The sequence below is a fragment of the Flavobacterium sp. GL_143 genome (assembly GCF_057834355.1).
Genome location: NZ_CM174401.1, coordinates 1,789,029 through 1,814,524 on the forward strand (window position 1 = coordinate 1,789,029; position 25,496 = coordinate 1,814,524).

Annotated in this window: 21 protein-coding genes, 1 tRNA gene and 1 pseudogene; 14 read left to right on the forward strand and 9 right to left on the reverse strand. The window is 32.5% G+C overall.

Going from position 1 to position 25,496, the window contains the following annotated elements; genetic code table 11:
* Positions 1 to 128: 128 nt before the first annotated feature.
* Complete coding sequence (locus tag AC3IPI_RS07745; protein ID WP_489159220.1) at positions 129 to 401, reverse strand: GIY-YIG nuclease family protein; 273 nt, start codon at positions 399 to 401, stop codon at positions 129 to 131.
* A gap of 77 nt (positions 402 to 478) precedes the next feature.
* Between AC3IPI_RS07745 and AC3IPI_RS07750 the strand changes: the two genes are divergently transcribed.
* A complete protein-coding gene (locus AC3IPI_RS07750) occupies positions 479 to 826 on the forward strand; it encodes an ISAon1 family transposase N-terminal region protein (protein ID WP_039111800.1) in 348 nt (115 codons plus the stop codon).
* A gap of 145 nt (positions 827 to 971) precedes the next feature.
* Positions 972 to 1,802 (forward strand): annotated as a pseudogene (locus AC3IPI_RS07755) (ISAon1 family transposase).
* 89 nt (positions 1,803 to 1,891) lie between these two features.
* On the opposite strand, the gene AC3IPI_RS07760 reads toward AC3IPI_RS07755, so the two are convergent.
* Positions 1,892 to 1,964, reverse strand: a tRNA-Phe gene (locus AC3IPI_RS07760).
* A gap of 100 nt (positions 1,965 to 2,064) precedes the next feature.
* Here AC3IPI_RS07760 and AC3IPI_RS07765 point away from each other — a divergent pair.
* The 6 genes from AC3IPI_RS07765 (at position 2,065) to AC3IPI_RS07790 (ending at position 8,340) form a co-directional block, all read left to right on the forward strand.
* Complete coding sequence (locus AC3IPI_RS07765) at positions 2,065 to 2,799, forward strand: type III pantothenate kinase (RefSeq protein ID WP_039112520.1); 735 nt, start codon at positions 2,065 to 2,067, stop codon at positions 2,797 to 2,799.
* A complete protein-coding gene (gene bamG, locus AC3IPI_RS07770; RefSeq protein ID WP_039112519.1) occupies positions 2,792 to 4,045 on the forward strand; it encodes a BamG family beta-barrel-assembly machinery protein in 1,254 nt (417 codons plus the stop codon). The genes AC3IPI_RS07765 and bamG overlap by 8 nt, the downstream gene beginning before the upstream one ends.
* A 55-nt stretch (positions 4,046 to 4,100) precedes the next feature.
* Positions 4,101 to 4,655 (forward strand): LPS export ABC transporter periplasmic protein LptC, encoded by a 555-nt coding sequence (lptC, locus tag AC3IPI_RS07775; RefSeq protein ID WP_039112518.1) that lies wholly within the window; start codon positions 4,101 to 4,103, stop codon positions 4,653 to 4,655.
* 12 nt (positions 4,656 to 4,667) lie between these two features.
* The gene (locus AC3IPI_RS07780) at positions 4,668 to 4,865 is read left to right on the forward strand and encodes a hypothetical protein (protein ID WP_039112517.1); all 198 of its coding nucleotides are present in this window, start codon (positions 4,668 to 4,670) and stop codon (positions 4,863 to 4,865) included.
* Between the two features lie 6 nt (positions 4,866 to 4,871).
* Entirely contained in the window at positions 4,872 to 6,131 is a 1,260-nt protein-coding gene (locus AC3IPI_RS07785) for a hemolysin family protein (protein ID WP_489158222.1), read from the forward strand.
* Positions 6,132 to 6,240: 109 nt separating this feature from the next.
* Complete coding sequence (locus tag AC3IPI_RS07790; RefSeq protein WP_489158224.1) at positions 6,241 to 8,340, forward strand: peptidylprolyl isomerase; 2,100 nt, start codon at positions 6,241 to 6,243, stop codon at positions 8,338 to 8,340.
* Between the two features lie 891 nt (positions 8,341 to 9,231).
* Here AC3IPI_RS07790 and AC3IPI_RS07795 read toward each other — a convergent pair.
* Both AC3IPI_RS07795 and AC3IPI_RS07800 read right to left on the reverse strand, forming a co-directional pair.
* Positions 9,232 to 10,149 (reverse strand): GYDIA family GHMP kinase, encoded by a 918-nt coding sequence (locus tag AC3IPI_RS07795; protein ID WP_489158226.1) that lies wholly within the window; start codon positions 10,147 to 10,149, stop codon positions 9,232 to 9,234.
* 157 nt (positions 10,150 to 10,306) lie between these two features.
* Positions 10,307 to 11,623 (reverse strand): hydroxymethylglutaryl-CoA reductase, degradative, encoded by a 1,317-nt coding sequence (locus AC3IPI_RS07800; protein ID WP_489158228.1) that lies wholly within the window; start codon positions 11,621 to 11,623, stop codon positions 10,307 to 10,309.
* 181 nt (positions 11,624 to 11,804) lie between these two features.
* On the opposite strand from AC3IPI_RS07800, the gene AC3IPI_RS07805 reads away from it, so the two are divergent.
* The 6 genes from AC3IPI_RS07805 (at position 11,805) to AC3IPI_RS07830 (ending at position 20,150) form a co-directional block, all read left to right on the forward strand.
* Positions 11,805 to 13,973, forward strand: coding sequence for a S9 family peptidase (locus AC3IPI_RS07805; protein ID WP_489158230.1), 2,169 nt, complete (start codon positions 11,805 to 11,807; stop codon positions 13,971 to 13,973).
* 35 nt (positions 13,974 to 14,008) lie between these two features.
* Positions 14,009 to 15,685: a peptide MFS transporter gene (locus AC3IPI_RS07810; RefSeq protein ID WP_039116961.1), complete on the forward strand. Its 1,677-nt coding sequence runs from the start codon at positions 14,009 to 14,011 to the stop codon at positions 15,683 to 15,685.
* A 76-nt stretch (positions 15,686 to 15,761) separates the two neighbouring features.
* Positions 15,762 to 17,420, forward strand: coding sequence for a peptide MFS transporter (locus AC3IPI_RS07815; protein ID WP_489158232.1), 1,659 nt, complete (start codon positions 15,762 to 15,764; stop codon positions 17,418 to 17,420).
* A gap of 14 nt (positions 17,421 to 17,434) precedes the next feature.
* Positions 17,435 to 18,919 carry a peptide MFS transporter gene (locus AC3IPI_RS07820; protein ID WP_489158234.1) on the forward strand — a complete coding sequence of 495 codons (1,485 nt, stop codon included), beginning with the start codon at positions 17,435 to 17,437 and terminating at the stop codon, positions 18,917 to 18,919.
* A 53-nt stretch (positions 18,920 to 18,972) separates the two neighbouring features.
* Complete coding sequence (locus AC3IPI_RS07825) at positions 18,973 to 19,440, forward strand: thioredoxin family protein (RefSeq protein WP_039116877.1); 468 nt, start codon at positions 18,973 to 18,975, stop codon at positions 19,438 to 19,440.
* 254 nt (positions 19,441 to 19,694) lie between these two features.
* Positions 19,695 to 20,150 carry a hypothetical protein gene (locus tag AC3IPI_RS07830; RefSeq protein ID WP_039116878.1) on the forward strand — a complete coding sequence of 152 codons (456 nt, stop codon included), beginning with the start codon at positions 19,695 to 19,697 and terminating at the stop codon, positions 20,148 to 20,150.
* Positions 20,151 to 20,291: 141 nt separating this feature from the next.
* Here the strand turns inward: AC3IPI_RS07830 and AC3IPI_RS07835 are convergent, their stop codons facing one another.
* The 5 genes from AC3IPI_RS07835 to surE all read right to left on the reverse strand — a co-directional run bounded on the left by AC3IPI_RS07835 (position 20,292) and on the right by surE (position 25,364).
* Positions 20,292 to 22,328, reverse strand: coding sequence for a ComEC/Rec2 family competence protein (locus AC3IPI_RS07835; protein WP_489158237.1), 2,037 nt, complete (start codon positions 22,326 to 22,328; stop codon positions 20,292 to 20,294).
* A 267-nt stretch (positions 22,329 to 22,595) separates the two neighbouring features.
* Positions 22,596 to 23,078 carry a C40 family peptidase gene (locus AC3IPI_RS07840; RefSeq protein WP_489158239.1) on the reverse strand — a complete coding sequence of 161 codons (483 nt, stop codon included), beginning with the start codon at positions 23,076 to 23,078 and terminating at the stop codon, positions 22,596 to 22,598.
* A gap of 24 nt (positions 23,079 to 23,102) precedes the next feature.
* On the reverse strand, positions 23,103 to 24,218 hold the full coding sequence (gene lpxB / locus AC3IPI_RS07845; protein ID WP_039116880.1) for a lipid-A-disaccharide synthase: 1,116 nt from the start codon (positions 24,216 to 24,218) through the stop codon (positions 23,103 to 23,105).
* An 80-nt stretch (positions 24,219 to 24,298) separates the two neighbouring features.
* Positions 24,299 to 24,592 carry a hypothetical protein gene (locus AC3IPI_RS07850; protein ID WP_039112503.1) on the reverse strand — a complete coding sequence of 98 codons (294 nt, stop codon included), beginning with the start codon at positions 24,590 to 24,592 and terminating at the stop codon, positions 24,299 to 24,301.
* A complete protein-coding gene (gene surE / locus AC3IPI_RS07855) occupies positions 24,585 to 25,364 on the reverse strand; it encodes a 5'/3'-nucleotidase SurE (protein WP_039116881.1) in 780 nt (259 codons plus the stop codon). Before surE ends, AC3IPI_RS07850 begins: the two co-directional genes overlap by 8 nt.
* Between the last annotated feature and the right edge of the window lie 132 nt (positions 25,365 to 25,496).

The following is a 25,496-nucleotide window of genomic DNA, read 5'->3' on the forward strand; positions in this document are numbered from 1 at the left end:
GCGACCTTTGCGGTAAAATTTATTTGCGGTTGAAAAACAGGAAAGTGTTAAAAACAAAAAACCCGAATACTTCTATTCGGGTTTCGTGGTACCTCCAGTCCCGAGGCTTCGGGAGAACCAGGGACAAATTATGATTTTCTTTTAAAAAGGATATCTTTTAAAATAGATGGGTCAGCGATTATTTTATTGTTAAATACTTTACTTTTCATTCTTTTTATAAACTTTTCTAAATAGATAGCTTCTTCTTTATCAACGCAATTAAATATTAAAACAATTTCCCAGTCATCTGCTATTTTAGTAAAAGAATTTGAATAAAAATGTTTCTGATGTTTTGAAACTCTATTATCTATATTGTTAGTTTCTCCAATATAGAATTTTTGACAAGAATCTGAGTAAATGATATATAAATAGGATCAAGAACAAAACCTGGGGAGGAATGTCAAAATAAAATAAGAACTTTGTAATCTAAGAATTTGAGATGACTCCTATAGACCTTTTAAAATTTATGCTGCCTGATTTTTTAGTAGAACACTTTGAAATAGTTTCTAGCACTAACACAGAAGAAGTACTACACCTTTATTTCGAAGAGAGCGCCAAGCCTCCACAAGAGTTTGATATGTTTGAATTAGTATCAAAGGGTTTTCAAGATGAGATTACCATTCAGGATTTTCCATTAAGAGGCAAATTTGTGTATTTACATATCAAAAGACGCCGCTGGACCAATAAAACCAATGGTCAAATTATAAAAAGAGATTGGGCATTAGTTGCCAAAGGAACTCGCATGACGCAGGAGTTTGCGGCTTTTTTAAAAGAAATTAATCGATAAAAGTGCTACCGATTGTCATACTATTGGAGGTTTTTTCGAAGTCAATGGAAAAAAACTTCAAAGACAATATAAAAAACATCTAAGCTCTTTTAGTATATGGGCTCCGCGCGAACATGCGCACCAGTGGATTGTTTACCCCGAAAATATGGGTACTCATTTATCCATTGATGAAGTAGCTTTATCTCAGGGTGAACTATATACTATTGTGACCAACAAGAAATTCAAAGGCAAAAAAGGCTGCTTAGTGGCTATTATTGCAGGAACCAAAGCTGATCAGGTCATAGAACACCTCTGTAAAATTGATTACAAAAAGAGATCTTGTGTAAAAGAAATAACACTTGATATGGCTAATTCCATGAAATTAATATCAAAGAGAGCCTTTCCAAAAGCCATACAAGTAACCGATAGGTTCCATGTTCAAAAATTGGCATTGGAAGCATTATAAGAAATCAGAATCAAACATCGATGGGAAGCTATGGATTTTGAAAATCAATTGATATTACAGGCAAAAAAAGAAAATAAAACATATATCTCACAGCTTTTATCAAACGGAGATTCTGTAAAACAGCTATTAGCCAGAAGCAGATATCTACTTTATAAATCTCGCGAAAAATGGACAAAGAGCCAAAAAGAAAGAGCTCAAATGCTCTTTGATCTATATCCAGATATAGAAACAGCCTATAATCTAAATCAACAACTTCGAGGGATTTACAATAATCACAACGATAAACATATTGCTATGACCAAACTAGCACATTGGTATAGAAATGTAGAGGAATCAGGTTTTAAAAACTTCAATATTCTGCTCAATACCATAACTTTTAATTACCAGTCAATCTTAAACTATTTTGATAATAGAAGTACAAATGCTTCGGCTGAATCTTTTAATGCAAAAATTAAAGCATTTAGATCACAATTCAGAGGTGTAAGAAATATTGATTTCTTCTTGTTCAGATTATCTAATCTTTTTGCTTAATCCCCAACTTTTGAACCTGATCCTATAAATAATGCATTTGTGGAGAAGTGTTAAAAACAAAAAACCCGAATATTTCTATTCGGGTTTCGTGGTACCTCCAGGGATCGAACCAGGGACACATGGATTTTCAGTCCATTGCTCTACCATCTGAGCTAAGGTACCGTGCTTGTTGCGGGTGCAAATATAGAATGTTTTTTAGTTTCTCCAAAACAATTTTAAAAAAAAATCAATTCGTATCTTCGCATTCGTAAAGTAAGAAGCTATGGTTTTAACAATCGATGTTGGGAATACTCGTATTAAGGGTGCTGTTTTTGAGAATGATACTGTTTTGGAATTGTTTGTTTTTGATAAAAATGAGCTCCAAATAAAAATTAAAAAAATTTTAAAAAAATTTGAAAAAGTGACCGATTTGGTCGTTGCGTCTGTCGGAAATGTCGAAAAAGAGTCGTTTTTGAATTTTGAAAATGATGTAAATGTCTGTTTTTTGACAAATGAAGGTCATTTTCCATTTAAAAATAATTACGCAACGCCAAAAACTTTAGGAATCGATAGAATTATACTTGCTAGTGGAGCAACATTGCAATATCCTAATCAAAATAGATTGGTTATCGATGCTGGAACTTGCATTACATACGATTTTGTCGACGAAAATGATAACTATTTGGGAGGAGCTATTTCTCCAGGGTTGCGATTACGATACGAAGCGCTTCATAATTATACAGCAAAACTTCCGTTATTAACTTTTGAAGAGCCTAAATCATACGTAGGGAATTCAACGCCCGAATCAATGCATTCGGGGGTTGTAAACGGATTCGTCTATGAAATAGACGGTTTTATCGATCAATACAAAGCAGACTACTCAAACTTTATAATAATTTTAACGGGTGGTGATGCACTTTTTTTGGCTAAACGATTAAAAAATACCATATTTGCCAATTCAAATTTCTTATTAGAAAGTTTGAATCAAACATTTCAATATAAAATCAACAATGATTAAAAAAATTATAATAAGCGCTTGCTTACTTTTGTCATTCGTATCTTTTGCTCAGCAAGGAACAGCTTCTCCTTATTCTTTTTACGGAATTGGAGATGTAAGATTTAAAGGAACTATCGAAAATCGCTCTATGTCGGGTGTTGCAGTTGAGCAAGATAGTATTCATATGAATTTAGAGAACCCTGCGAGTTACGCAAATCTTAAACTTACAGCTTTTACGATAGGAGGAACATACAATTCAAGTACATTAAAAACAGATACTGAATCGGCAAAAGCACAAAGAACAGCTTTAGATTATTTAGCTGTGGGTATGCCTTTAGGAAGTAAATTCGGATTAGGTTTTGGATTAATTCCATATTCATCTGTAGGATATCAAATTGAGTCACTTGCTATAAACACAGGAGATAACAATAAAAGATTTGATGGTTCAGGAGGATTAAATAAAGTTTATTTAGGATTTGCTTATAAAATCAAACCTAACTTTAGCATTGGTGCTGATATGCATTATAATTTTGGTAAGGTAGAAACTACTAGTTTAGAGTTTATTACTGATGTTCCAGTTGGAACAAGAGAGTTGAATACGACTCATTTATCTGGGGTTAATTTTAATTTGGGAGCAATGTACCAATATAAAATTAATAAAAAATTATCTCTTTTTACTAGTGCAACATATACATTACAGAGTAAGTTAAATTCTGAAAATACAAGAAATATATCTACAGGAATGTTAGGTTCTGGACTTAACTTTAGTGTTATTGACCCTGGAACGGATCAAAAATCTGAGGTAGATGTAAATATGCCATTTAAGCTTGCTTTAAGTGCAGGTGTTGGACAGGCAAGAAAATGGTTAATTGGAGGAAAGGTTTCTTATCAAAATTCAGTTGATCAATCAAGTACTTATAATGCTGCATCAAATGTAGGATACGGAAAATACGCTAGCGCAAGTTTAGGAGGTTACTATATTCCTAACTATAGTTCTTTTGCAGGTTACTTTAATAGAGTTACTTATAGAGCTGGTCTTAAATACGAGAAAACAGGTTTGATTATCAATGGAGAACGCATAAATGATATTGGGCTTACTCTAGGAGCTGGATTCCCTATTTCAGGAACATTTTCTAATATTAATTTCGGAATGGAGTTCGGAAAAAGAGGAACTACATCTGCAGGTTTAATTCAAGAAAATTATGCTAATTTTAGTCTTGGTTTCTCATTAAACGATAAATGGTTCGAGAGAAGCAAGTTTAATTAATCCGGATTATAGATTACAAATTCTGGTTTAGAGTTTAATTTACCTTATTTAGCGAATGAATTTACTTAGAACATATAGCGTCATTCCTGGGCTTGTAATTTTTATTGCGATGTTTTTTCTAGGATGCGAAAGCAATTTTAAAGAGGTACAAAGAAGTAATTTTACTGAGTTTGTTCCTGCTAGTGATGCTGATAATGTTAATATAAAATATACCGACTCTGGACTTATTTCAGGAATTTTAATAAGTCCTAAGATGTTGGATTATTCCAATGTTGCTTTTCCATTTACCGATTTTCCAAAAGGTATAGATGTTACTTTGTATGATAAAAAGCGCAAACGTACTTACGTAAAAGCAAATTATGCTATTTCGTACAAGCAAACTTCTATCATCGATTTGCAAGGAAAAGTGAAGATTACAACAGATGACGGTCAGATGTTAGAGACTGAACAGTTGTATTTTGATCAAAAAAATGAATGGTTTTATACTGAAAGAAAGTTTAAATTTACAGATGTAAAAGGAGTTTCTTATGGTCAGGGAATCGATTTCAGTAAAGACTTTAAAATAATAAACTCTCAACGAATAAACGGAGAGATACAAACCGAAGAATAAAAAACGATAATTATGGGTTACTTAAAATATACACAATACGCTTATCTAGTAATTGCAATTCTGTTTATTTATGATGCAGTAATGAAAATAAACGCGGGTGGAGAGACTCCTTGGTTAAGTTTTTTAATTGCGGGAATGGGAATTTTTATGTTTTTCTTCAGAAGGAAATTTTCTAAGAAGTTTGATAATCAGAATCCTAATAAAAAATAATAAAAAATGGAGATTAGTATTATAATAGTTTGCTTAATACTATCGGCCTTTTTTTCGGGTATGGAAATAGCATTCATATCCTCGAATAAAATTTATCTTGAGATTGAGAAAAAACAAGATAATTTTTTATCCAAAATCCTTACTAAACTTACCGAAAAACCATCAAAATTTATAGCTGCAATGCTTATTGGTAATAATATTGCATTGGTTGTTTATGGTTTTTTTATGGGGGATTTGCTTTTAAAGGTTATAATTAAATTCGGGTATCATTTCTCGGATGTTACTAGCTTAATTGTTCAAACTGTGATCTCTACCTTTTTGGTTTTAATTACGGCAGAGTTTTTTCCAAAAGTTTTTTTTCAGATTTATGCAAACTCTTTAATTAAGTTTTTTGCAATCCCAGCGTATTTTTTCTACTGGCTTTTTTATTATATCTCTACATTTTTTATCTGGATTTCAGATTTTATACTCCGAAGATTTTTTAAAACTGAAGGGGATCAAGTGCAGCTTTTTTTTAGTAAAGTTGAACTTGGGAATTATATTACCGAGCAAATGAGTGCGGTAGAAGATGATGAAGAAGTGGATTCAGAGATACAAATATTTCAGAATGCATTAGAGTTTTCGGGTGTAAAAGCAAGAGATATCATGACGCCTCGTACAGAGATTGATGCAGTAGGACTTTTTGATACAGTTGCAGAACTTAAAGCATTATTTGTAGAAACTGGATATTCTAAGATTTTGGTATATCAGAATTCTTTGGATGATATTTTGGGATATGTCCATTCTTTCGATTTGTTTAAAAAGCCTAAGACTATAAAGTCAGTATTGATTCCTGTAGAATTTGTTCCGGAAACAGTTTATATAAAAGACGTTTTGAATTTGCTTACAAAAAAACGAAAAAGTGTTGCTGTGGTTTTAGATGAATATGGAGGAACTTCGGGTATAATAACTGTTGAAGATATTGTAGAGGAGTTGTTTGGAGAGATTGAAGATGAGCACGACCTGGACGAGGAATTAATAGAAAAAGAATTGGGTGAGGGTAAGTATCTTTTTTCGACTCGATTTGATGTTGAGTATCTTAATGAGACTTATAAACTAGATATTCCCGAAAGTGATTCTTATGGAACATTAGGTGGTTTTATTGTAGATCATACGAAAGAAATTCCTCAGGTTGGGGAAGAAATTACCATCGAAAACTATCATTTTGTGATAGAAGAGGCGACAAATAAGAAAATAGAATTAGTAAAAATGACTATTAGAGAGTGATATTTTTTTAGAAAAGTAAAAATTCTTGCAAAATAAATTGCTAGTAGTATTATTATTAACTAGATAATTGTATTTTCGCAAACTGAATATAAAATTAACAACAATAAAAATGGCAGTTTTAGCAAAAATTAGACAACGTTCCGCTTTATTGATAGGCGCTATTGCACTTGCATTATTCGCATTTATCATTCAAGATCTTTTCAGTAAAGGAGGGATGGGCGAAAGTTCAAAAGACGTGGGAAGCATCAATGGGAAAGATATCTCATTTGAGGATTTTAGAATCAAAGTAAGTAGTGTTGAGAAAAGTGGGCAAGGAATAACTTCCACTGAAGCTGCAAACAGAGTTTGGGATCAAGAAGTTTCTATTGCTTTGTTATCATCTGAATTTGATAAACTAGGATTAAGAGTAGGTGAAAAACATTTACTTGAGGTTTTAAAAGCTGACCAAAATATCGGAAAAAATCCAATGTTCTTAAATGCAGCAGGGATGTTTGACGTAGCAAAATTTAAAGAATATTTTAAAGCAAATCCTGAGCAAGCTCAATTCTTAAAAGATAGAGAGAAAGATGCAGATTTGAATGCAAAATACCAAATATACAATACGTTGATTAAAGCAGGTCTTTATACAACTGTAGCTGAAGGTAAATTGAAATATGAAATGGAAGCAAACAAAGTTAACTTTGCTTTTGCTGCGGGTTTATATTCTTCTATCAAAGACAGTGATGTAAAAGTAACTGATTCTGAGATTGTAGATTTCATGAAAAAAGACGAAAAGAAATTTAAAGCAGATGAAACTCGTGAGGTTCAATATGTTTTAATTGAAGATAAAGCGTCTAAAGAAGATGAAGCTGATATTAAAGCTAAAATAACTGCTCTATTATCTGGAAGTGTTGTTTACAACCAAAAAACAGGTAAAAACGATACTTTGCCAGGATTTAAATCGGCTAAAAATGTTGCTGACTTTGTAAACTCAAATTCAGATGTACCTTACGATTCTACTTATGTAGCTAAGAAAGATTTGCCAGCTGTTGATGCTGATAAATTATTCAGTCTTGCTCCAGGTGAAATCTACGGTCCTTATGTTTTTGGTAAATACTACTGTATTTCTAAATCTTTAGGTTTTAAAGCTGGAGTTAATGCAAAAGCAAGTCATATCTTAATTAGCTATGAAGGAACTCAAGTTCCAAACCAAAAAGAAAGAAGAACTAAAGAACAAGCTAAAGCTAGAGCAGAAGAAATTTTGGCTCAAGTAAATGCAAATCCAGATAGTTTCTTAATGTTAGCTTTTACAGCTTCTGATGATTCATCTGCGCAACAAGGTGGTGATTTAGGATATTTCGGTCAAAACCAAATGGTGAAACCATTTAATGATTTTGTTTTCAGTAACCCAATTGGAAAAGTTGGATTGGTAGAAACTCCTTTCGGATTTCATATCATCAAAATTACAGATAAACAAGACGGTATTCGTTTAGCAACTATTGCTCAAAAAATCGAAGCTTCTGAAGCTACATCTGATAAAGCATTTACTCAGGCAACTAAATTTGAAATGGATGCTGCTGATAAAGACTTTAATCAAGTTGCAAAAGAAATGAAATTAACGGTTGCAGCTCCTGCTACTGTAAAAGCTATGGATGAAAACTTTGGTCCATTAGGAAACCAAAGAACAATCGTAAGATGGGCTTTTGATAAAGAAACAAGCAAAGGTGATGTAAAACGTTTTGAAGTATCAAATGTTGGTCACGTTATTGCACAACTTAAGAGTGTTAACAAAACAGGTTTAGTATCTGTAGATGTTGCAAGACCTTATGTTGAGCCAATTCTTAAAAACAAGAAAAAAGCTGAAATATTAAAAGCTAAAATGACAGGTACAACTATCGAAGCAGTAGCTAAAAATGCTGGAGTAGCTGTACAACAAGCTACAGATGTAACGATGAATAACCCAATTTTACCTGGTGGTGTTGGTCAAGAGCCAAAAGTTGTTGGTAATGCATTTGCTTTGGCAGTAGGTAAACTTTCTGCTCCAATTGAAGGTAATACAGGAGTATATGTTGTTAAAAACGTTAGTACTGTAAAAGCACCAGCTTTAAAAGACCATGCAGCTTATGTTGCTCAGGTAAAAGCTCAAAGTGCACAAGATGTAAGCAGAATTCTTCCTGCATTAAAAGACAATGCTAAAATTGTTGATAACAGAGCTAACTTTAGCTACTAGTTTATTACGACTTAAATAAAAGATTAAATTAAAAAATCCCGAAATGTTTATTTCGGGATTTTTTTGTTTTAACCTGCAAGGCTTTTAAAACCTTGTAGGTTTGTTTGTATTAGAAGTTATGGGCTTCGAGTCTGTTTAGTCTTATTTTGATTGTGTTCACGTGCGAGACGCTCGCGCCCAATGTTATTAAGATTAAGCTATTATAGTTAAATTGTATCTTCGACAAAGATTGTCTATAAGGGAACGCGGATGATGCGGATTCGCTATAGCGAAAACACTGATTAAACACGGATTTTCTTCCATTCCGACGCTCAATATCATTAAGTTAAGAGATTGAAGATTTAGTGTTTGTAAATGTCTATTGTCGATTTTTCTGAGGTTCATTCATCTGAAATCAAAAATCGTTAGTCAAAAATCACCAATCATTTTTCTCTATTTTTCCTTAACCTTAATGACATTGCGCTCGCGCTAGCAAGTGGTTGCATACATCTGAAATCAAAAATCGTTAATCAAAAATCATCAATCATTTTTCTCTGTTTTTCCTTAACTTAATGAGATTGCGCTCGCGCCAGCAAGAGTACTATTAGTTTTGCAAAGAAACTCTTCAATTTTGTCTTTCTTACGAAGGAAGAATTTCCGATAGTAGCTCGGTATTTTTTGGAAGCTTTGTGTTAGTTTCTTGCGGAGATTGCTTCGCCAGTTCGCTATCGCTCGTGTCTTCCTTCGTCAGAAAGACAAGTTTGTGGATAAAACAAGATTATGAGTTAAAGACTTGTCTATTGTTAAAATCCTTTTAGGTATTTTGTATTGATTATAATAACTAAAAAATAAAAAAACCTTGCTATATTCTAGCAAGGTTTGTATTTAGTAATCAAATATTTGTAATTTGGTTTATGCTAATATCATTTCGTTATAAGGGATTATTGTTTCGTATCCTTTAGTTGTGAAATATTCAGTTGGGTCTTCTTTGGATATTGCCATTACAAAATCGCCTCCCCAAGCACCAAGACTTTTTATTACACCATCAAAATCAGGAAAGAGTCTTTCTTTAATAGTTTGCATTTCTAATACATTACTCATTTCGGCTTCGTGTATTGCTAGTGCCTTTGCAAATTCTTTTCCGGTTTTGGCTTGTATAACTGTTTGCGTGATTTTGTCGTTATTGGTAATTATCTTGGCAAGGTTGTTATTCTTGTTGTTGTAATAAGCAGAAATAGCTGCTTTGCTACTTTGTTTCTTGTTTAAGTACACAAAGTGTAGATTCTGGCTAAACTCTGGCTTAAATGCTATTTTTTCGACAATTGGTAAGTCTTGTTGTAAATGATATAATATAGGAGTGTTGTTTTGCGCACAGGCAATATCATATCCGCTACCTCCAAAACTATTTTTAAGCAATGTAAAAGCATCGATCTTTGTCCATTGGGCAATATTGTTTAATAATGTTGATGATGTGCCTAAGCCCCAATTTTTAGGAAATGTAAGTTGTGTGCTTATTTGATATCCTTCGGATTGGGTTATAAATTCTGGATTTAATAAATAGGCTTCGTGAAGAATATTTATTAATGTAGTTTTTACAGTTTCGGTTTCGGTTTCGGGATTGTCTATTATTTCGGCAAATGTTATGTTGTCTTCGAACCAAACGTGGCTATCGGCATCGTAACTTTTCCATTGTATTTCTTGATTTTCTCCTTTGGCAACAATTAAATTTTGTCCGAATTTAGTAGGTAATGCAAAGGCTTTAGCGCCATCTAATACTAAATATTCTCCTGTTATTAAAAGTTTTCCGTTACTGTAAAAAGTTGTTTTCATGCATTTGTTTTTAGCCCTGATGGCAGCGGTATCCTTTATGTTTTTCCTTTAAAAACATAAAGATATAGCGTACAGCGGGAAATAGCTTCTGGAAAAAAAGGCCTCACTTTAATTCTCCTTTAGTTGTTTTTCGACTCCGCTCAGGTTGACAATTAAATTATTTTCTTAAGTTCTCGATAAAATCTACCACGGCACTATGTGAGATGGTGTTGTTTTTAAAGTGATTTTTGATTAAATGACGTTCTTCGTCATTGGCAGCAAATTGATTGATGATATTATTGATGTGCATTTTCATGTGTCCTTCCTGGATTCCTGTTGTTGTTAAGGAACGCAATGCGGCAAAGTTTTGCGCTAATCCTGCAACGGCAACGATTTGCATTAACTCTGGTGCCGATGGATTCTCGAGCATTTGTAATGAAAATTTAACTAACGGATGTAAAGATGTAAGTCCGCCAACGGTTCCTATGGCAAGGGGAATGTCTAGCCAAAAGGTGAAAATTCCATTTTCGATTTTAGCATGAGATAAACTTGAATATTGTCCGTTTCGGGATGCGTATGCATGAACTCCGGCTTCGACTGCACGGAAATCATTTCCTGTGGCGAGTATTACTGCATCGACACCATTCATGATTCCTTTGTTGTGTGTTACTGCACGAAATGGTTCTACTTCGGCAATCTGAACTGCCTGTACAAATCGCTCTGCAAATTCTTGAGGATTCGGGATGTGTTTTTCTGCTAGTTCTTCGACAGGACAAGAAACTTCGGCTCTTACTATGCAATTTGGGACATAGTTAGAAAGGATGCTCATGATAACTTTTACTTCTTCATTGGCTTCGGTGAATAATTCATATTCTTGAGAAGCTTCTTTTAGTGTTTTGGCAAATTGCTCTAAACATGAATTTATAAAATTGGCTCCCATGCTATCTTTGGTTTCAAAAGTTGCATGAAGCTGAAAGTAATTCGGTAATAAATTGGTTTTGTCTTTTAGAACAATATCCAGAATTCCGCCACCGCGTTGTTGCATATTTTTAGTGATACTTTCGGTATCGCTAAAAAACTTGCTTTTGGTTTGTGCGAAAAATAGATTCAGTTTTGATACATCTCCATTAAAAGTAAAATGTACCTGACCAATTTTTTCGGTGTTAATTACTGTAGCTTTAAACCCACCTCTTGTCGACCAAAACTTAGCTGCTTTTGAAGCTGCTGCAACAACAGAACTTTCCTCAATTGCCATTGGAATTGTGGAATATTTGTCGTTGATGAGGAAATTTGGAGCTACACCAAGTGGAATATAAAAATTGGTTATGGTGTTTTCGATGAATTCATCATGTAATTTCTGTATTTTTTCGTCAGCATTCCAGTAATTTTTAAGTAAAAAAACTGCTTCTTCGGGTGTCGAAAAGTACTTTTTTGCAATCCAGTTTATTTTTTCTTCTTTGGATAATTTAGAAAATCCAGAAACCGCGTTGTTCATTCTCAGTAGATTAAATGGTAGTATTGCTGCAAAGATACCACTTTAACGGATTTGTTTATAATGTAATTATGGACATTAAATAATATGAAAAACCAATTTCTTAACATTTAACATACAAAAAGTATATTATGTGTATTTTTTTCACTAAAATTGGGCTCTTTTTTATATTTAACTCAATTGTATGAATACTAACAAACTTACCGCATTGTTTTTATTTTTTTGTGTGACACTTTTTGGTCAACAAAAAATTACTGTAGATGATATTTTTAATGGAACATTTCGAGCTAAAGAAATGTTTAAACTACAGTCACTACACAATACAAATCAATATACTGTACTGAATTTTGATAGAGCTGGTAGAAGCATGCAGATCGATTTGTATGATTATGCTACATTAAAAAAAGGAGCAACTTTAATCGATACTAAAGATCATAGAAGTTTACCGATGATTGATAGTTATACTTTTGATGCATCAGAAAAAATGATTTTGTTGGCTTGTAATTCTAAAAAAATATTCCGTCACTCGTTTACAGCAGATTATTATTTATATAATATAGGTACTAAAGAGCTAACTAAGCTTTTTGATTTTCAGGTTCAGGAGCCGACTTTCTCGCCTGATGGACAAAAAATCGCTTACGCAAAAGAGAATAACCTTTATGTTTATGATGTAGTTTCGAAGAAATCGACTCAGATTACAACTGATGGAAAGAAAAATTCGGTAATTAATGGTATTACGGATTGGGTTTATGAAGAAGAATTCGCTTTTGTGCGGGCTTTTGATTGGAGTAAAGACAGCAAGAAAGTAGCTTATATTCGTTTTGACGAAAGTATGGTTCCAGAATTTTCGATGTCAATTTTCAAGACAGATCTATATCCTTCAATCGAAACATTTAAATATCCTAAAGCTGGAGAGAAAAATGCAGTAGTTTCGTTACATATATATGATGCGGCTGCAAATGCAACTAAAGAAGTTAAGCTTGGTAATTACAACGACTTTTATATTGCAAGAATGCAATGGACAAATGATAATAATACCTTATCTGCACAGGTGTTAAACCGTCACCAGAATAATTTGGATTTATTATTTGTAGATGGTACTTCGGGAACTTCGAAAGTGGTTCTTAATGAAAAAGATAAAGCTTATGTAGATGTTACTGATAACTTAACATTCTTAAAAGATAATAGTTTTATCTGGACTAGCGAAAAAGATGGTTTTAATCATATTTATTTATACGATAAAACTGGAAAACTTAAAAATCAGGTTACTAAAGGAAACTGGGAAGTAACTTCATATTACGGATTTGATGAAAAAACTAAAACTGTTTTTTATCAATCTACAGAAAATGGGTCAATCAATCGTGATATCTACCGAATTGCACTTGACGGAAAAAATAAAATACGTTTATCTAAAAACGTAGGTACTAGTAAGGCAACCTTCAGCCCGAATTTTGAATACTACATTAATACATTCTCAAGCGCTTCTCAGCCTACAACTTATACTCTTAATGAGGCTAAAGCTGGAAAAGAATTACAGGTTATAGAGAATAATGAAGCATTGACTTCTAAACTTAAAGGATATAATCTTGCTACTAAAGAGTTTTTTGTATTAAAAACGGCTAAAGGAAACGAATTAAATACTTGGATTTTAAAACCTAAAGATTTTGACCCTGCGAAAAAATATCCTGTTTTTATGTTTCAATATTCAGGACCAGGTTCTCAGCAAGTGGCTAACCAATGGAATAACTCTAATGATTACTGGTTTGAAATGTTAACGCAACAAGGATATATCGTGGCTTGTGTTGATAGTAGAGGAACAGGTTTTAAAGGAGCTGACTTTAAGAAAGTAACTCAATTAGAATTAGGAAAATATGAAGTTGAAGATCAAATTGATGCTGCTAAAGTAATTGGTGCGTATCCTTATGTTGATGCTTCTAGAATTGGAATTTTTGGATGGAGTTACGGAGGTTTTATGGCTTCGAACTGTATTTTCCAAGGAAACGATGTGTTTAAAATGGCAATTGCTGTTGCTCCTGTTACTAACTGGAGATTTTATGATACGGTTTATACTGAAAGATATATGCAAACTCCTCAGGAGAATGCAAGTGGTTATGATAATAACTCTCCTATTAACCATGTAGATAAATTAAAAGGGAAGTTTCTTTTAATTCATGGGTCTGCAGATGATAATGTACACGTACAAAACTCAATGCAAATGATGGAGGCTTTAATACAAGCTAACAAACAATTTGATTCGCAAATTTATCCAGACAAAGATCACGGTATTTATGGCGGAAAAACAAGAATTCAGCTTTATGATAAAATGACTAACTTTATCAAGGAGAACCTATAACATAAAACTAATAAACCTAAATAATAATGAATAATATGAAAGAAACAGAAGTAAAAACGGCGCATCCAAAAGGGCTTTGGGTATTGTTTGGAACCGAGATGTGGGAGAGATTCAATTTTTATGGCATGCGAGCCTTATTGACTTTATTTCTTGTAAATTCATTATTGATGAAAGAAGAAGATGCTTCATTAATTTATGGAGGTTTTCTTGGTCTTTGTTACCTTACACCAATGCTTGGAGGGTTTATTGCAGATCGTTTTTTCGGAAACAGAAACTGTATTCTTCTTGGTGGTTTAATGATGGCGATTGGACAATTATTATTGTTTACTAGTGCCAGTGTTTTTGGTTCTGATTTAAATTTTGCTACTATTATAATGTATTGCGGATTGGGAGTTATCGTTTTTGGTAACGGTTTCTTTAAGCCAAATATTTCTAGTATGGTAGGAAGTTTATATCCTAAACAAGAAAAAAGTAAGCTTGATACTGCTTTTACTATTTTTTATATGGGTATTAATTTAGGTGCTTTTCTTGGGCAATCTATTTGTCCTTTATTAGGAGATGTAAGAGATACAGGTGGAGTTAGAGATATTCACGCTTTTAAATGGGGATTCCTTGCTGCTTCGATAGCAATGTTTTTAGGAACAATGCTTTTCTTTTTCTTAAAGAATAAATATGTGGTTACTCCAGAAGGAAGACCTTTAGGTGGATTACCATCTAAAAATGTTGCTGCTGATTTTGAAGAAGGTGAATCTCAAAAAGCTAACTTTTCTCAAACTGCATTGACAGTTGCTGGTGTAGCATTTTTCGTTATAGGTGCAATTGTTCATTTTGGTTTTGGTCAAAACTTAATTTATACTTTGATTTATTCAAGTGGTTTGACATTAGCAGGATTAATCGTTTCTGATTCTTCTTTAACAAAAATAGAAAGAGATCGTATTTTTGTAATTTACATCGTTTCTTTCTTTATTATCTTCTTCTGGGCTGCGTTTGAGCAAGCTGGTTCATCTTTAACTTTTATTGCAGATAACCAAACAGACAGAAACTTCTTTGGATGGGCAATGCCTGCTTCGATGGTACAAATCTTTAATGGTTTATTTGTTGTAGTTCTTGCAGTTCCTTTTAGTATTTTATGGGATAAATTAAGAGCTGGTGGTAAAGAACCAATCTCGCCAGTAAAACTTGCTTTTGGTTTATTGATTATTACAATAAGTTTCTTCATGATTGCTACTCAGGTTAAAGTAATTGGAACTTCAGGATTGTTAGCTATCAAATGGTTGATTTTATTATATTTATTAAATACTTGTGCTGAGCTTTGTTTGTCTCCAATCGGATTGTCTTTGGTTGGTAAGCTTTCGCCAAAACGTTTCTCTTCATTATTATACGGAGTATTCTTCTTATCTAATGCTTCTGGTTATGCTTTAGGTGGTACTTTAGGTTCTATCTTGCCTGCAACAGGAGATAAATTTGTAAAAGCTAAAGAATTAGGTATAGATTTACAGGCTGTTCTGGATAAAACTATTACGCCAACTGCGGCTCAATTAAAGTTATTGGCAGAGCATCATATCAATGATCATAACCCTGTTTTTGCAGGTTTCGAAATTCATAACTTATTCGAGTTCTTCATGGTGTTTGTTATTTTAACGGGATTGGCGGCTATAATTTTGTTTGCACTGTCTCCGGTTTTAAAGAAAATGATGCACGGTGTTAGATAAAAAATAATAATAATATATAAAAATTACCTACAGGTTTAGACTTGTAGGTAATTTTAATTTTAAAGAGTTTATAGTTATGTGGAAAAAACATCCTAAAGCATTGCCTTATTTGTTCTTATCTGAAATGTGGGAGCGTTTTGGTTATTATTTAATGATTGGAATTTTTACTTTATATCTTAAAGATGTAAAAGAAGGTTTTGCAATGACTGAAAAAGAAGCTTCTGATTTGTATGGGACTTTTATTGCATTGGTTTTTTTAACGCCTTTTATTGGAGGTCTTATTGCTGATAGATATTTAGGGTATAAAAAATCTATTGTTATTGGTGGAATTTTAATGGGGATTGGTTACTTCCTTATGGGGGTACATGATGTCACGGTGCTTTATATTGCTATGACTTTGGTAATTGTAGGGAATGGTTTTTTTAAGCCAAATATTTCTACCTTATTAGGGAGTTTTTATAATGATGAAGAGTATAAAGATAAAAAAGATGAAGGTTACAATATTTTCTATATGGGAATTAATGTTGGGGCTTTTATTTGTAATTTCTTTGGTGCTGCCTTGCAAATTCTTTTAGGATGGCATTGGGCTTTTATGGCTGCAGGTGTAGGAATGTTTATAGGTGTTATTGTATTTTTATTAGGTACAAAACATTATGTAGGACACGATCAGAAAAAAGGAGTGCAAGAAGGGGATATGCCGTTTTATAAAATTGTCTTATTTATTTTATTGCCTTCATTTGTTTTTGGTGCAATAGGTTGGTTGTTAAAAGGAGTTACTTCAGAAGCTAATCCGGATAGTTATATCTTTGGATCAGATAGTACAGACGCATTTATTTTTGCTTGTATTCCGATAATCTTCTTTTATGGGTCGCTTTATTTTAAGGCTAAAGTAGAAGACAAACGTCCGATTGGTGCCTTGTTGGCAATTTTTGCAGTGGTGATTTTATTTTGGGCAGTATTTAAACTTAATGGTTCTGCACTTACAACTTGGGCTGACCGTTATACAGATAGGGAAGTTACTGGAACAGCTGGACAGATTGTAGGTAATGTAAAATTAGCAAAAGAAGTCGAGTATAAAAAAGTATCTACAGAGCTTTATGATGATCAGTTCCGTTTGCAAAAAGTTAATGGAGTTGTTGAAAAAGTAGAGGATTATCCGTTGTATTTTAGAAATGTTGCTCCAGAAAAATTACCCGAAGAAGGAGCCAAAGTGCATCTTTGGGCAACAAATTTAAGTCAGTCTATTAACCCAGCCTGGGTAATTATATTAACGCCATTGATTGTTGCTTTTTTCTCTTTTTTGCGAGCAAGAAAAAAAGAACCATCAACACCTACGAAAATTGCTTTTGGTTTATTAATTTCGGCGCTGTCAGTTTTAGTTATGATTGCTGCCGTAGAAATTGGAAATGATGGAGCAGAGAAGGTTAGTGCTTGGTGGTTGGTAGCAAATTACGGAATCATAACAATCGGGGAACTATTTTTGAGTCCTATGGGATTATCGGTGGTGTCTAAATTAAGCCCCGTTAATATTACTTCCTTAATGATGGGAGGTTGGTTTTTATCAACTTCTATAGGGAATAAACTAAGTGGAGTTTTAGCGAGTATGTGGGATACATACGATAATAAAGCCAACTTTTTTTGGGTGAATTTTGCATTGTTGATGTTTGCAACTATATTGATGTTTGCTTTGGTAAAGCAACTCAACAAGGTGATGAAAGAAAAAGGAATCAATTAATTATTTATAAATAAATGGAACATAGTATTACTTTAGATGAAATACAAAATTTTAAAGGCAAGTACCCAAAGCAATTATGGTATTTGTTTTTAGTCGAAATGTGGGAGCGTTTTTGCTTTTACGGTATGAGAGGTGTTTTGGCATTTTTCATGGTCGACCAATTAGGATTATTAGAAGGAAAAGCAAATTTGCAATATGGTGCCATACAGGCATTTGTATATGCTTTTACTTTTATTGGAGGTATTTTTGCCGATAAAATTTTGGGATTTAAAAAATCATTGCTTTTTGGTGGAATCGTTATGATCATAGGAAACTTGATTATTGCAGCTTCGCCACATGATTTTTTCTACTACGGTATTACGCTGTCGATTATCGGAACAGGGTTTTTTAAGCCAAACGTTTCTTCTATGGTAGGAGAGTTGTATCATGAAAATGATGGGCGTAGAGATGCTGGATACGGAATGTTCTATGCAGGTATTAACATTGGTGGTATGTTAGGTGGAGCAATTCCTATTTATTTAGGAAAAAATTACTCTTGGAGTTTATGTTTCCTTTCTGCTGCTATCGTTATGATTATTGGTGTAATCACTTTTCTATTAACAAAGAAACACTTAGCGCCTATTGGTAATTCTCCATTAGAGAAATTTACTCCAAAAAAACGTAATACGTATGAAATTGGAGTGTATGTAGGTTCGTTATTGGCAATTCCGCTTATTTATATAATGGTGATAAATTCTGATTTTACAGAATATTTCATGTACACTATTGGAGCTGTTGCTCTTTTGTATTTCTTGTATGAATTACTAAGAATTAAAGACCGTAACCAACAATATAAATTGCTTGCAGCATTTGTCTTTATCTTCGGGTATTTTATGTTTATGGCTATCTCTGAGCAATCGGGTGGATCATTGTCATTGTTTGCAAAAGATAACCTGTCTAGTCAGTTATTGTTCTTTAATATTGATCCAAACGTAGTTAATAATAGTATTAACTCTTTATATGTTATTATTTTTAGTCCGCTAATCGGGTTATTATGGATATTCCTTTATAAGAGAAAAATTGAGCCAAATACAGTTGTGAAATTTGGATTCTCATTCATTCTTCTTGCGGCTGGATTCTTCATATTTTATAGTGCTCGTTTCTTTGTTGATCCAAATGGATTGAGTTCGCTTAACGTATTTGCTTTAGGGTATTTAGTGTATACACTTGGGGAATTATGTATTGGACCAATTGGAATGTCGGTTATTACTAAATTATCTCCTAAAAGACTTTTTGGAATGATGATGGGATTATGGTTTTTATCAAGTGCATTTGGACAGTTTGCAGCTGGAAAATTGGGTTCAGAAATGTCGAATGCAAATACAGGAACTACATTAATGTCTAAGTTACTTGCTTACACAGATGGATATTATCATTTAGCAATTTATTCGCTTATAGCAGGTATTGTTTTGATCGTAAGTACTCCATTGATTAAAAAATTAATGCAAGAAGTAAAATAGAAAATATTTTCTAGTTCATTTTTTCCTTAAATTTGAAAAAAAATAAAAACAAGATGAAAAAGATATTTATTGCATTGTTACTTATGTTAGGTTCTTTTGCTGTTGAAGCACAAGAATTAAAATGGTATACAGATGTAAAAGAAGCAATTGCTGTAAGTAACAAAGAGAAAAAACCAATGTTGTTGTTCTTTACTGGTAGCGATTGGTGTGGATGGTGTATTCGTTTGCAAAGTGAAGTTTTAAAAACACCTGAGTTTAACAAATGGGCAAAGGATAATGTTGTTTTGGTTGAATTAGATTTTCCTAGAAGAACAGCGCAAACTCCAGAAGTTAAGGCGCAAAATAGTGAATTGCAACAGGTTTTTGGAATTCAGGGTTTTCCAACCGTTTATTTTACTAAAGCGGAGAACAAAGACGGAAAAGTTAATTTTCAAGGGCTTGGTACTACAGGATATGTAGCTGGCGGACCTACGGCTTGGCTTGCTGTTGCAGACGGGATAGTTAATCCGGTTAAGAAATAATTAAATGATTTAGATAGTTTCTAGTAACTATCAATAAATAAAAGAAGCTCTTTTCGTTTTATACGGAAAGAGCTTTTTGCTGTTTATAAGGTAATTTATTTGGTTTTTCGATTCTGAATATTGGTTTTTTATTGGATGTTTAAAATATTAGTTATAAAAAAACATAAAATATATTTTTAGTTATAAAATAATTTGGATAATTAAAATTAAATGTTAATTTCGTTTACCTTAACTAACCAAAAACCAAATTTAATATGATGAAAAAACTACTTGTATCCCTGTTTTTTTTAGGATTTATTACAATGCAATCGCAGAATTTAGTTTGGAAAACAAATATTAATGACGCTATTGAATTAAGTAACCAATTGAAAAAACCAATGTTGATTTTGTTTACTGCAAATAATTTAGCCGATAACTTACAAAACGAAATAATGAGAACGCTGGACTTCGCACTTTGGTCTAGAGATAATGTTGTTTTAGTAAAATTAGATTTATCCGATAGTCAAATTTCAGATAGTGACAAGGAACAAAATATTAAGCTCAAAAATGCTTTTGGAGTTCAGGATCTACCAGAGATTTGTTTTGCTAATGCTGTGATCAGAAAAAATAAAACTACTTTTCAGGCACTGGGTAAAATGGCTTATAGTGGAGGTGGAGTAAAAGCTTGGATTTCGGAGTCGAATGCGCTTTTACATCCTAGTGAATTTTAAATATTACTTTAAAAGAAGTTATAATCCTGATAAAGATTAAAAAAAGCCAACCATATAAGTTATGTGAGTTCATTTAAGAGTGCCATTTGAATCTTATATTTTCTTAAATTCTTATATGGTTAAAACAATAATGTTACTATATTAATTCAATTTATAGAATCCTTTTTCATTAGTAGAATGAAAAGGGATTTTTTCTTTTAGGCACGTTTTCTTCCAATAGTGCTGAATCGATTTATAGTTTGTACCATCAGCAATAACCATTTTGGGTTGTGTGTATTTTAATAGCCTTTCTAGATTTATTTTTGATGATTGTGTAATCATTATAATATCTGGTTTTATTCCTTTAGGATATATGCCTGTGCTATCTATAATCAGAATTTTATTTTTATTGAAGTAAGCAATGTTTTGAAGCTTTTCTCTTTTTGCTAACTTTCCAAAATTACCTACCAAATAAGATGTCAATGAGTAATTGTTAGTGATACTATTAGAGGAAGTGTCTGTAGTAAATAATTGTACATTGTTGCCTTTTCGTTCTGTAATCTGCGAATTTCTGGATACATTATAAACGATCCATTCTTCTTGAATTTCTGTATCTTTTCTGTTTACTATAAAAGTAATTTGTAATAAAATTATTGAAATCAAAGTGAATGCTAACTTTGTAAAAGTTGGTTTCTTGAACCAAATAGTTGCGGTAATGATTAATAAAAAAGAACTAATTAATAGATAAGTGTTAAACGAGATATCTCGAATAATAAAGCTTTCGAATGAAGCAATACCATTTATGATTTTGTTTAAATAGAATATACTTTTCTCCAGTAATTGGACAAGAATTAACGGAGTAACATCAAATGCTGCTAAAACCATTACTATAATTCCCAATATCATTATAACACTTAAAAATGGTATGATTACAATATTAGCAACAAAGAATAATCCTGGAAATTGGTGGAAGTAATATAGGCATAGTGGTAAAGTACCTATTTGAGCAGCAAAAGATACTGTCAAAGCATTCCATATTGCAGTTGTGAATTTATGCTTTGGTTTCCAGATTGTTTTTAATATTGGCTGCAGCCAAATAATGAAAAATAAAGCCAAGTAGCTTAATTGGAAACCAACATCAAATAAAAAAGCGGGCTCAAAAAGCAGTAACAATAATATAGAAACTAATAGTGTATGATAAATGTTTACACTTCTCCTTAAATGATTTCCTAAGGCCACAAATGAAAACATTACCACAGATCGTAATACTGAAGGTGAAAACCCTGAAATAACAGCAAAAGAGAATAAAGAAACTATTAGTGCTATAAGCTTTATCAGCGAGCCTTTTTTAGTATTAGGAATCGGTTTTAAGAGATAAGTTATAAAGATTAATATATAGCCAACATGAAGACCAGAAACGGACAAAATATGAGTTACTCCTGCATATTGATAGTCTTTGATAATTTCGGGCGTAATATCTTGTTGCTGGCCTAAAATTAAAGCCAGAGCAACATTCATTTCGGTTTTATTAAAATTGTTTTTCTCTAGATTCTTTATGATGTTTGTTCGCATTCGAGCTGCATAATACCAAATGCTTTTCTCGATTTTAGAACTAATAGCAATATCATTGTTTTGTACATGCAGTTGCGCATAGATATGTTTGTTATTTAAATATTTACTATAATCAAACTGGTTGGGGTTTTTGGGAGCGCTATTTTTAGATAAAAGGCCTTTTGCACGAATGCAATTTCCGATTTCTAGACTTAATCCTGTGCTGTCCTTTTTTATGTTAAGTATTATTTTGCCAGAAGTAGGTTTTTGATCAATTTGGTTTATGCTGGCAATATATCTGCCGCTGTAATTGTTGCTTTTTAATTTTTCACTAATTATACAATCTATTAAATGCGGTTTATCATAGATGCCTTCATAATTAGAGTAATTGTTTTTTTGGAGTGATTCGGTATGAAGAGTTTGAGTTGTTATACCAATGCAACATGCTAATAAATAGGCTGCAATGCCAAAGTAAGCTGTTCTCTTTGGTTTTGTAGTTGAGAAATAATAAAAGCCACAAAAAAGTAGTGTTACTGTACTAAGGGATACAAACGTAAAAGTTAAGGAAAGACTTAAATAATAAGCCAGCAAAATGCCTATTATAAAACTAATTGTAATTCTTACCAATGGAAATTGTAGTACTTTCATGTAGCTAAAATACAATAATTTTGTAAGAAATAACTCTAATTAAAAAATATGAAAATTTAAATTAATGATTATAAAACTTAGTCAAAGTTTTGAACTTTGACTAAGTTAATTGTCATCCTGCTTCTTAATTTGAGCAGTTTTGTTTATAAACCTTTGTCAAAGTTCAAAAAACTTTGACAAAGGTAATTGCGTGAAGTAACCTAACGGGTTTTAAAACCTGTTAGGTTTGTGTTAGGGAAAAAATATAGATTTTAATTTACTTCTTGGTTATTCGATAACGCGATTTACTTGCGCATAGGAATCTCGATAATAAGGTTCTTTTGTAGACGAAATAATTACGCCTTTGGAAGTAGAGGAATGTATGAATTTAATTTCGTCATTATTAATTTCGACAATTAACCCGACATGATTTATTTGAGAACTTCTATTGGTTTTAAAAAATATTAAATCTCCTTTTTTAGCTTTATTTCGATTAATAACTTCTCCAACTTTAGACTGTTCGTATGAAGATCTGGGTAATTTAATGTTTTCAGAATTGAATGTTGTAAATACCAAACCAGAACAATCGTAACCTTTATTTGTTGTTCCGCCAGCTTTGTAGCGCACACCAATATTTTCGGAAGCTGTATAAATTAAATCTTTAACAACTGCTTTGGGATTGTCTTCTTTTTTAGCGGTAGTAACAGACGATGTCGATTTACAAGATGCAAATAACAGTAATAAGGCTAGTATGGATAATATGTTTTTCAAGACAATGTTTTTTAAGCCGATGGACTATTTTTGTAAATCGGCTACGATTAATTTTGCCGTTTTTTCACTGGCACCAATTCCTCCAAGTTTCTCTTCTAATAAATCATAATTAAGCAAAAGTGCTTTGCGGTAATTAGGTTCAAGTATTTTATTTAATTCTTCATTAATTCGTTTAGGAGTGCAATCATCTTGAATAAGTTCGGTAACTACTTCTTTATCCATAATTAAATTTACCAACGAAATATATTTAAGCGTAATAATGCGCTTTGCGATTTGGTAAGATGCCCAACTACCTTTGTAGCAAACTACTTCGGGAACCTTAAAAAGTGCCGTTTCCAGAGTTGCTGTTCCGGATGTAACTAAAGCAGCTGTAGAAGATTGCAATAAAGCATATGTTTTATTTGATACAAACTTTATGTTCTCGTTAGTAATAAAATGTTGGTAGAAAGAATAATCCTGACTAGGGGCGCCAGCAATAACAAACTGATATTCTTTAAAATCATTTACAACACTTAGCATAACCGAAAGCATTTTGGTAATTTCCTGTTTGCGACTTCCTGGTAATATGGCAATAATAGGTTTATCGCTTAAATTGTTTTCTTTTCGGAATGTCGTTTCGTCAAATGAAGGCTGGTTATGAATAGCATCAATTAGTGGATGTCCAACAAATTCTACTGGAAAATGATGTTTGTCTTCGTAAAAACTTTTTTCGAAAGGTAAGATTACAAACATCTTATCGATATCGTGTTTAATACTTGTAATACGGCTTTCTTTCCAAGCCCAAATTTGTGGCGAAATATAATAATGAGTTTTATAATTCAGCGCTTTTGCCCATTTTGCAATACGCATATTAAAACCAGGATAATCGATAAAAATTAATACATCTGGTTTAAATTGTGAGATGTCTTTTTTGCAAAAAGAAATATTACTTAGTATTGTTTTTAAATTAAAGATAACTTCAATAAAACCCATAAAAGCGAGCTCACGGTAATGTTTTACCAATGTTCCGCCAGTTTTTTGCATTAAGTCACCTCCCCAAAAACGAATATCGGCGTTTGGGTCTTCTTTATATAAGGCTTTCATCAAATTTGAACCATGTAAATCGCCTGAGGCTTCTCCTGCAATAATGTAGTATTTCATGTTTTTGTTTTTGCGAATGGTAGTTATCTAAGTTGTCATTAAATTGAGAATGACAATTTCTTTATAATTGCAAAGATAAATTAAATTAATAAAGTGAGAAGAGCTAATATGATAACAGCCAAAACAACACCTCTTGCTCTAAATTCTTTGTTTTGTTTTAAAAATACACCAAATGCTACTAAGGATAAAATAGACCCCAGAGTAATTACTTTGCCTAGATATCCGTAATTTTTAATGATTCGGATGCTTTCCATTCCGTTCGAAACATCAAAATCAGTAAGTAAAGTTAGAAAGAGAAAACTTCCTAATAGTGAAGCCATCAATCCTATGATAAAACCTATAAGTAAATCTTTTTTATTTCTTGAGTTATTCATTCCATTTCCAGGTATTAAGTTGTTGCATTGTATGATGAGCCGTTAAATCAAATTGTACAGGTACTACAGATATGTAACCGTTTTCAAGTGCCCATTCATCAGTATCTTCGCCTTTATCCTGATTTACAAATTCGCCCGAAAGCCAATAGTAATCCTTGCCAGATGGAGTTTTTCTTTTATCGAATTTTTCCATCCATTGCGCTTTCGCTTGACGACAAATTTTAATTCCCTTGATTTCGTTCTCTTTTAATTTCGGAAAGTTCACGTTTAAAACAACTCCTTCAGGTAATTTGTTTTCCAGTGCTTCAAGAGTGATTTTTTTGATAAAAGATTTTATGCTTTCAAAATCTGCATTCCAGTCATAATCTAATAAGGAGAAGCCTATTGCGGGAATTCCTTCGATACCAGCTTCAACAGCTGCACTCATAGTTCCTGAATATATTACATTTATAGAGGAGTTTGATCCGTGGTTTACTCCCGAAACACATAAATCTGGTTTGCGTTTTAGAATTTCGTTTACTGCAAGTTTTACACAATCTACTGGAGTTCCAGAACAACTGTATTCTGTAACTAAATCTCCTTCTTTAGATAATTTATTTAGGTATAAAGTACTGTTTATAGTGATGGCATGACCCATTGCGCTTTGTGGTTTGTCTGGCGCTACAACTACAACTTCACCAATTTGAGACATCACACTAATTAAAGCTCTAATTCCGGGAGCCGAAACGCCATCGTCATTAGTTACTAAGATCAAAGGTTTTTTTGAATTCATTTTGTAAAATATAAAGGAAAAATTAGGTATGTAGGGTTTTTATTAGCAAATGTAGTAACTGGTTTTCTTAAAATAGTAACAAAATATCTTAAATTTGCGAACTTCGAGCTTTTAATTAATTGAAAGAAAAAC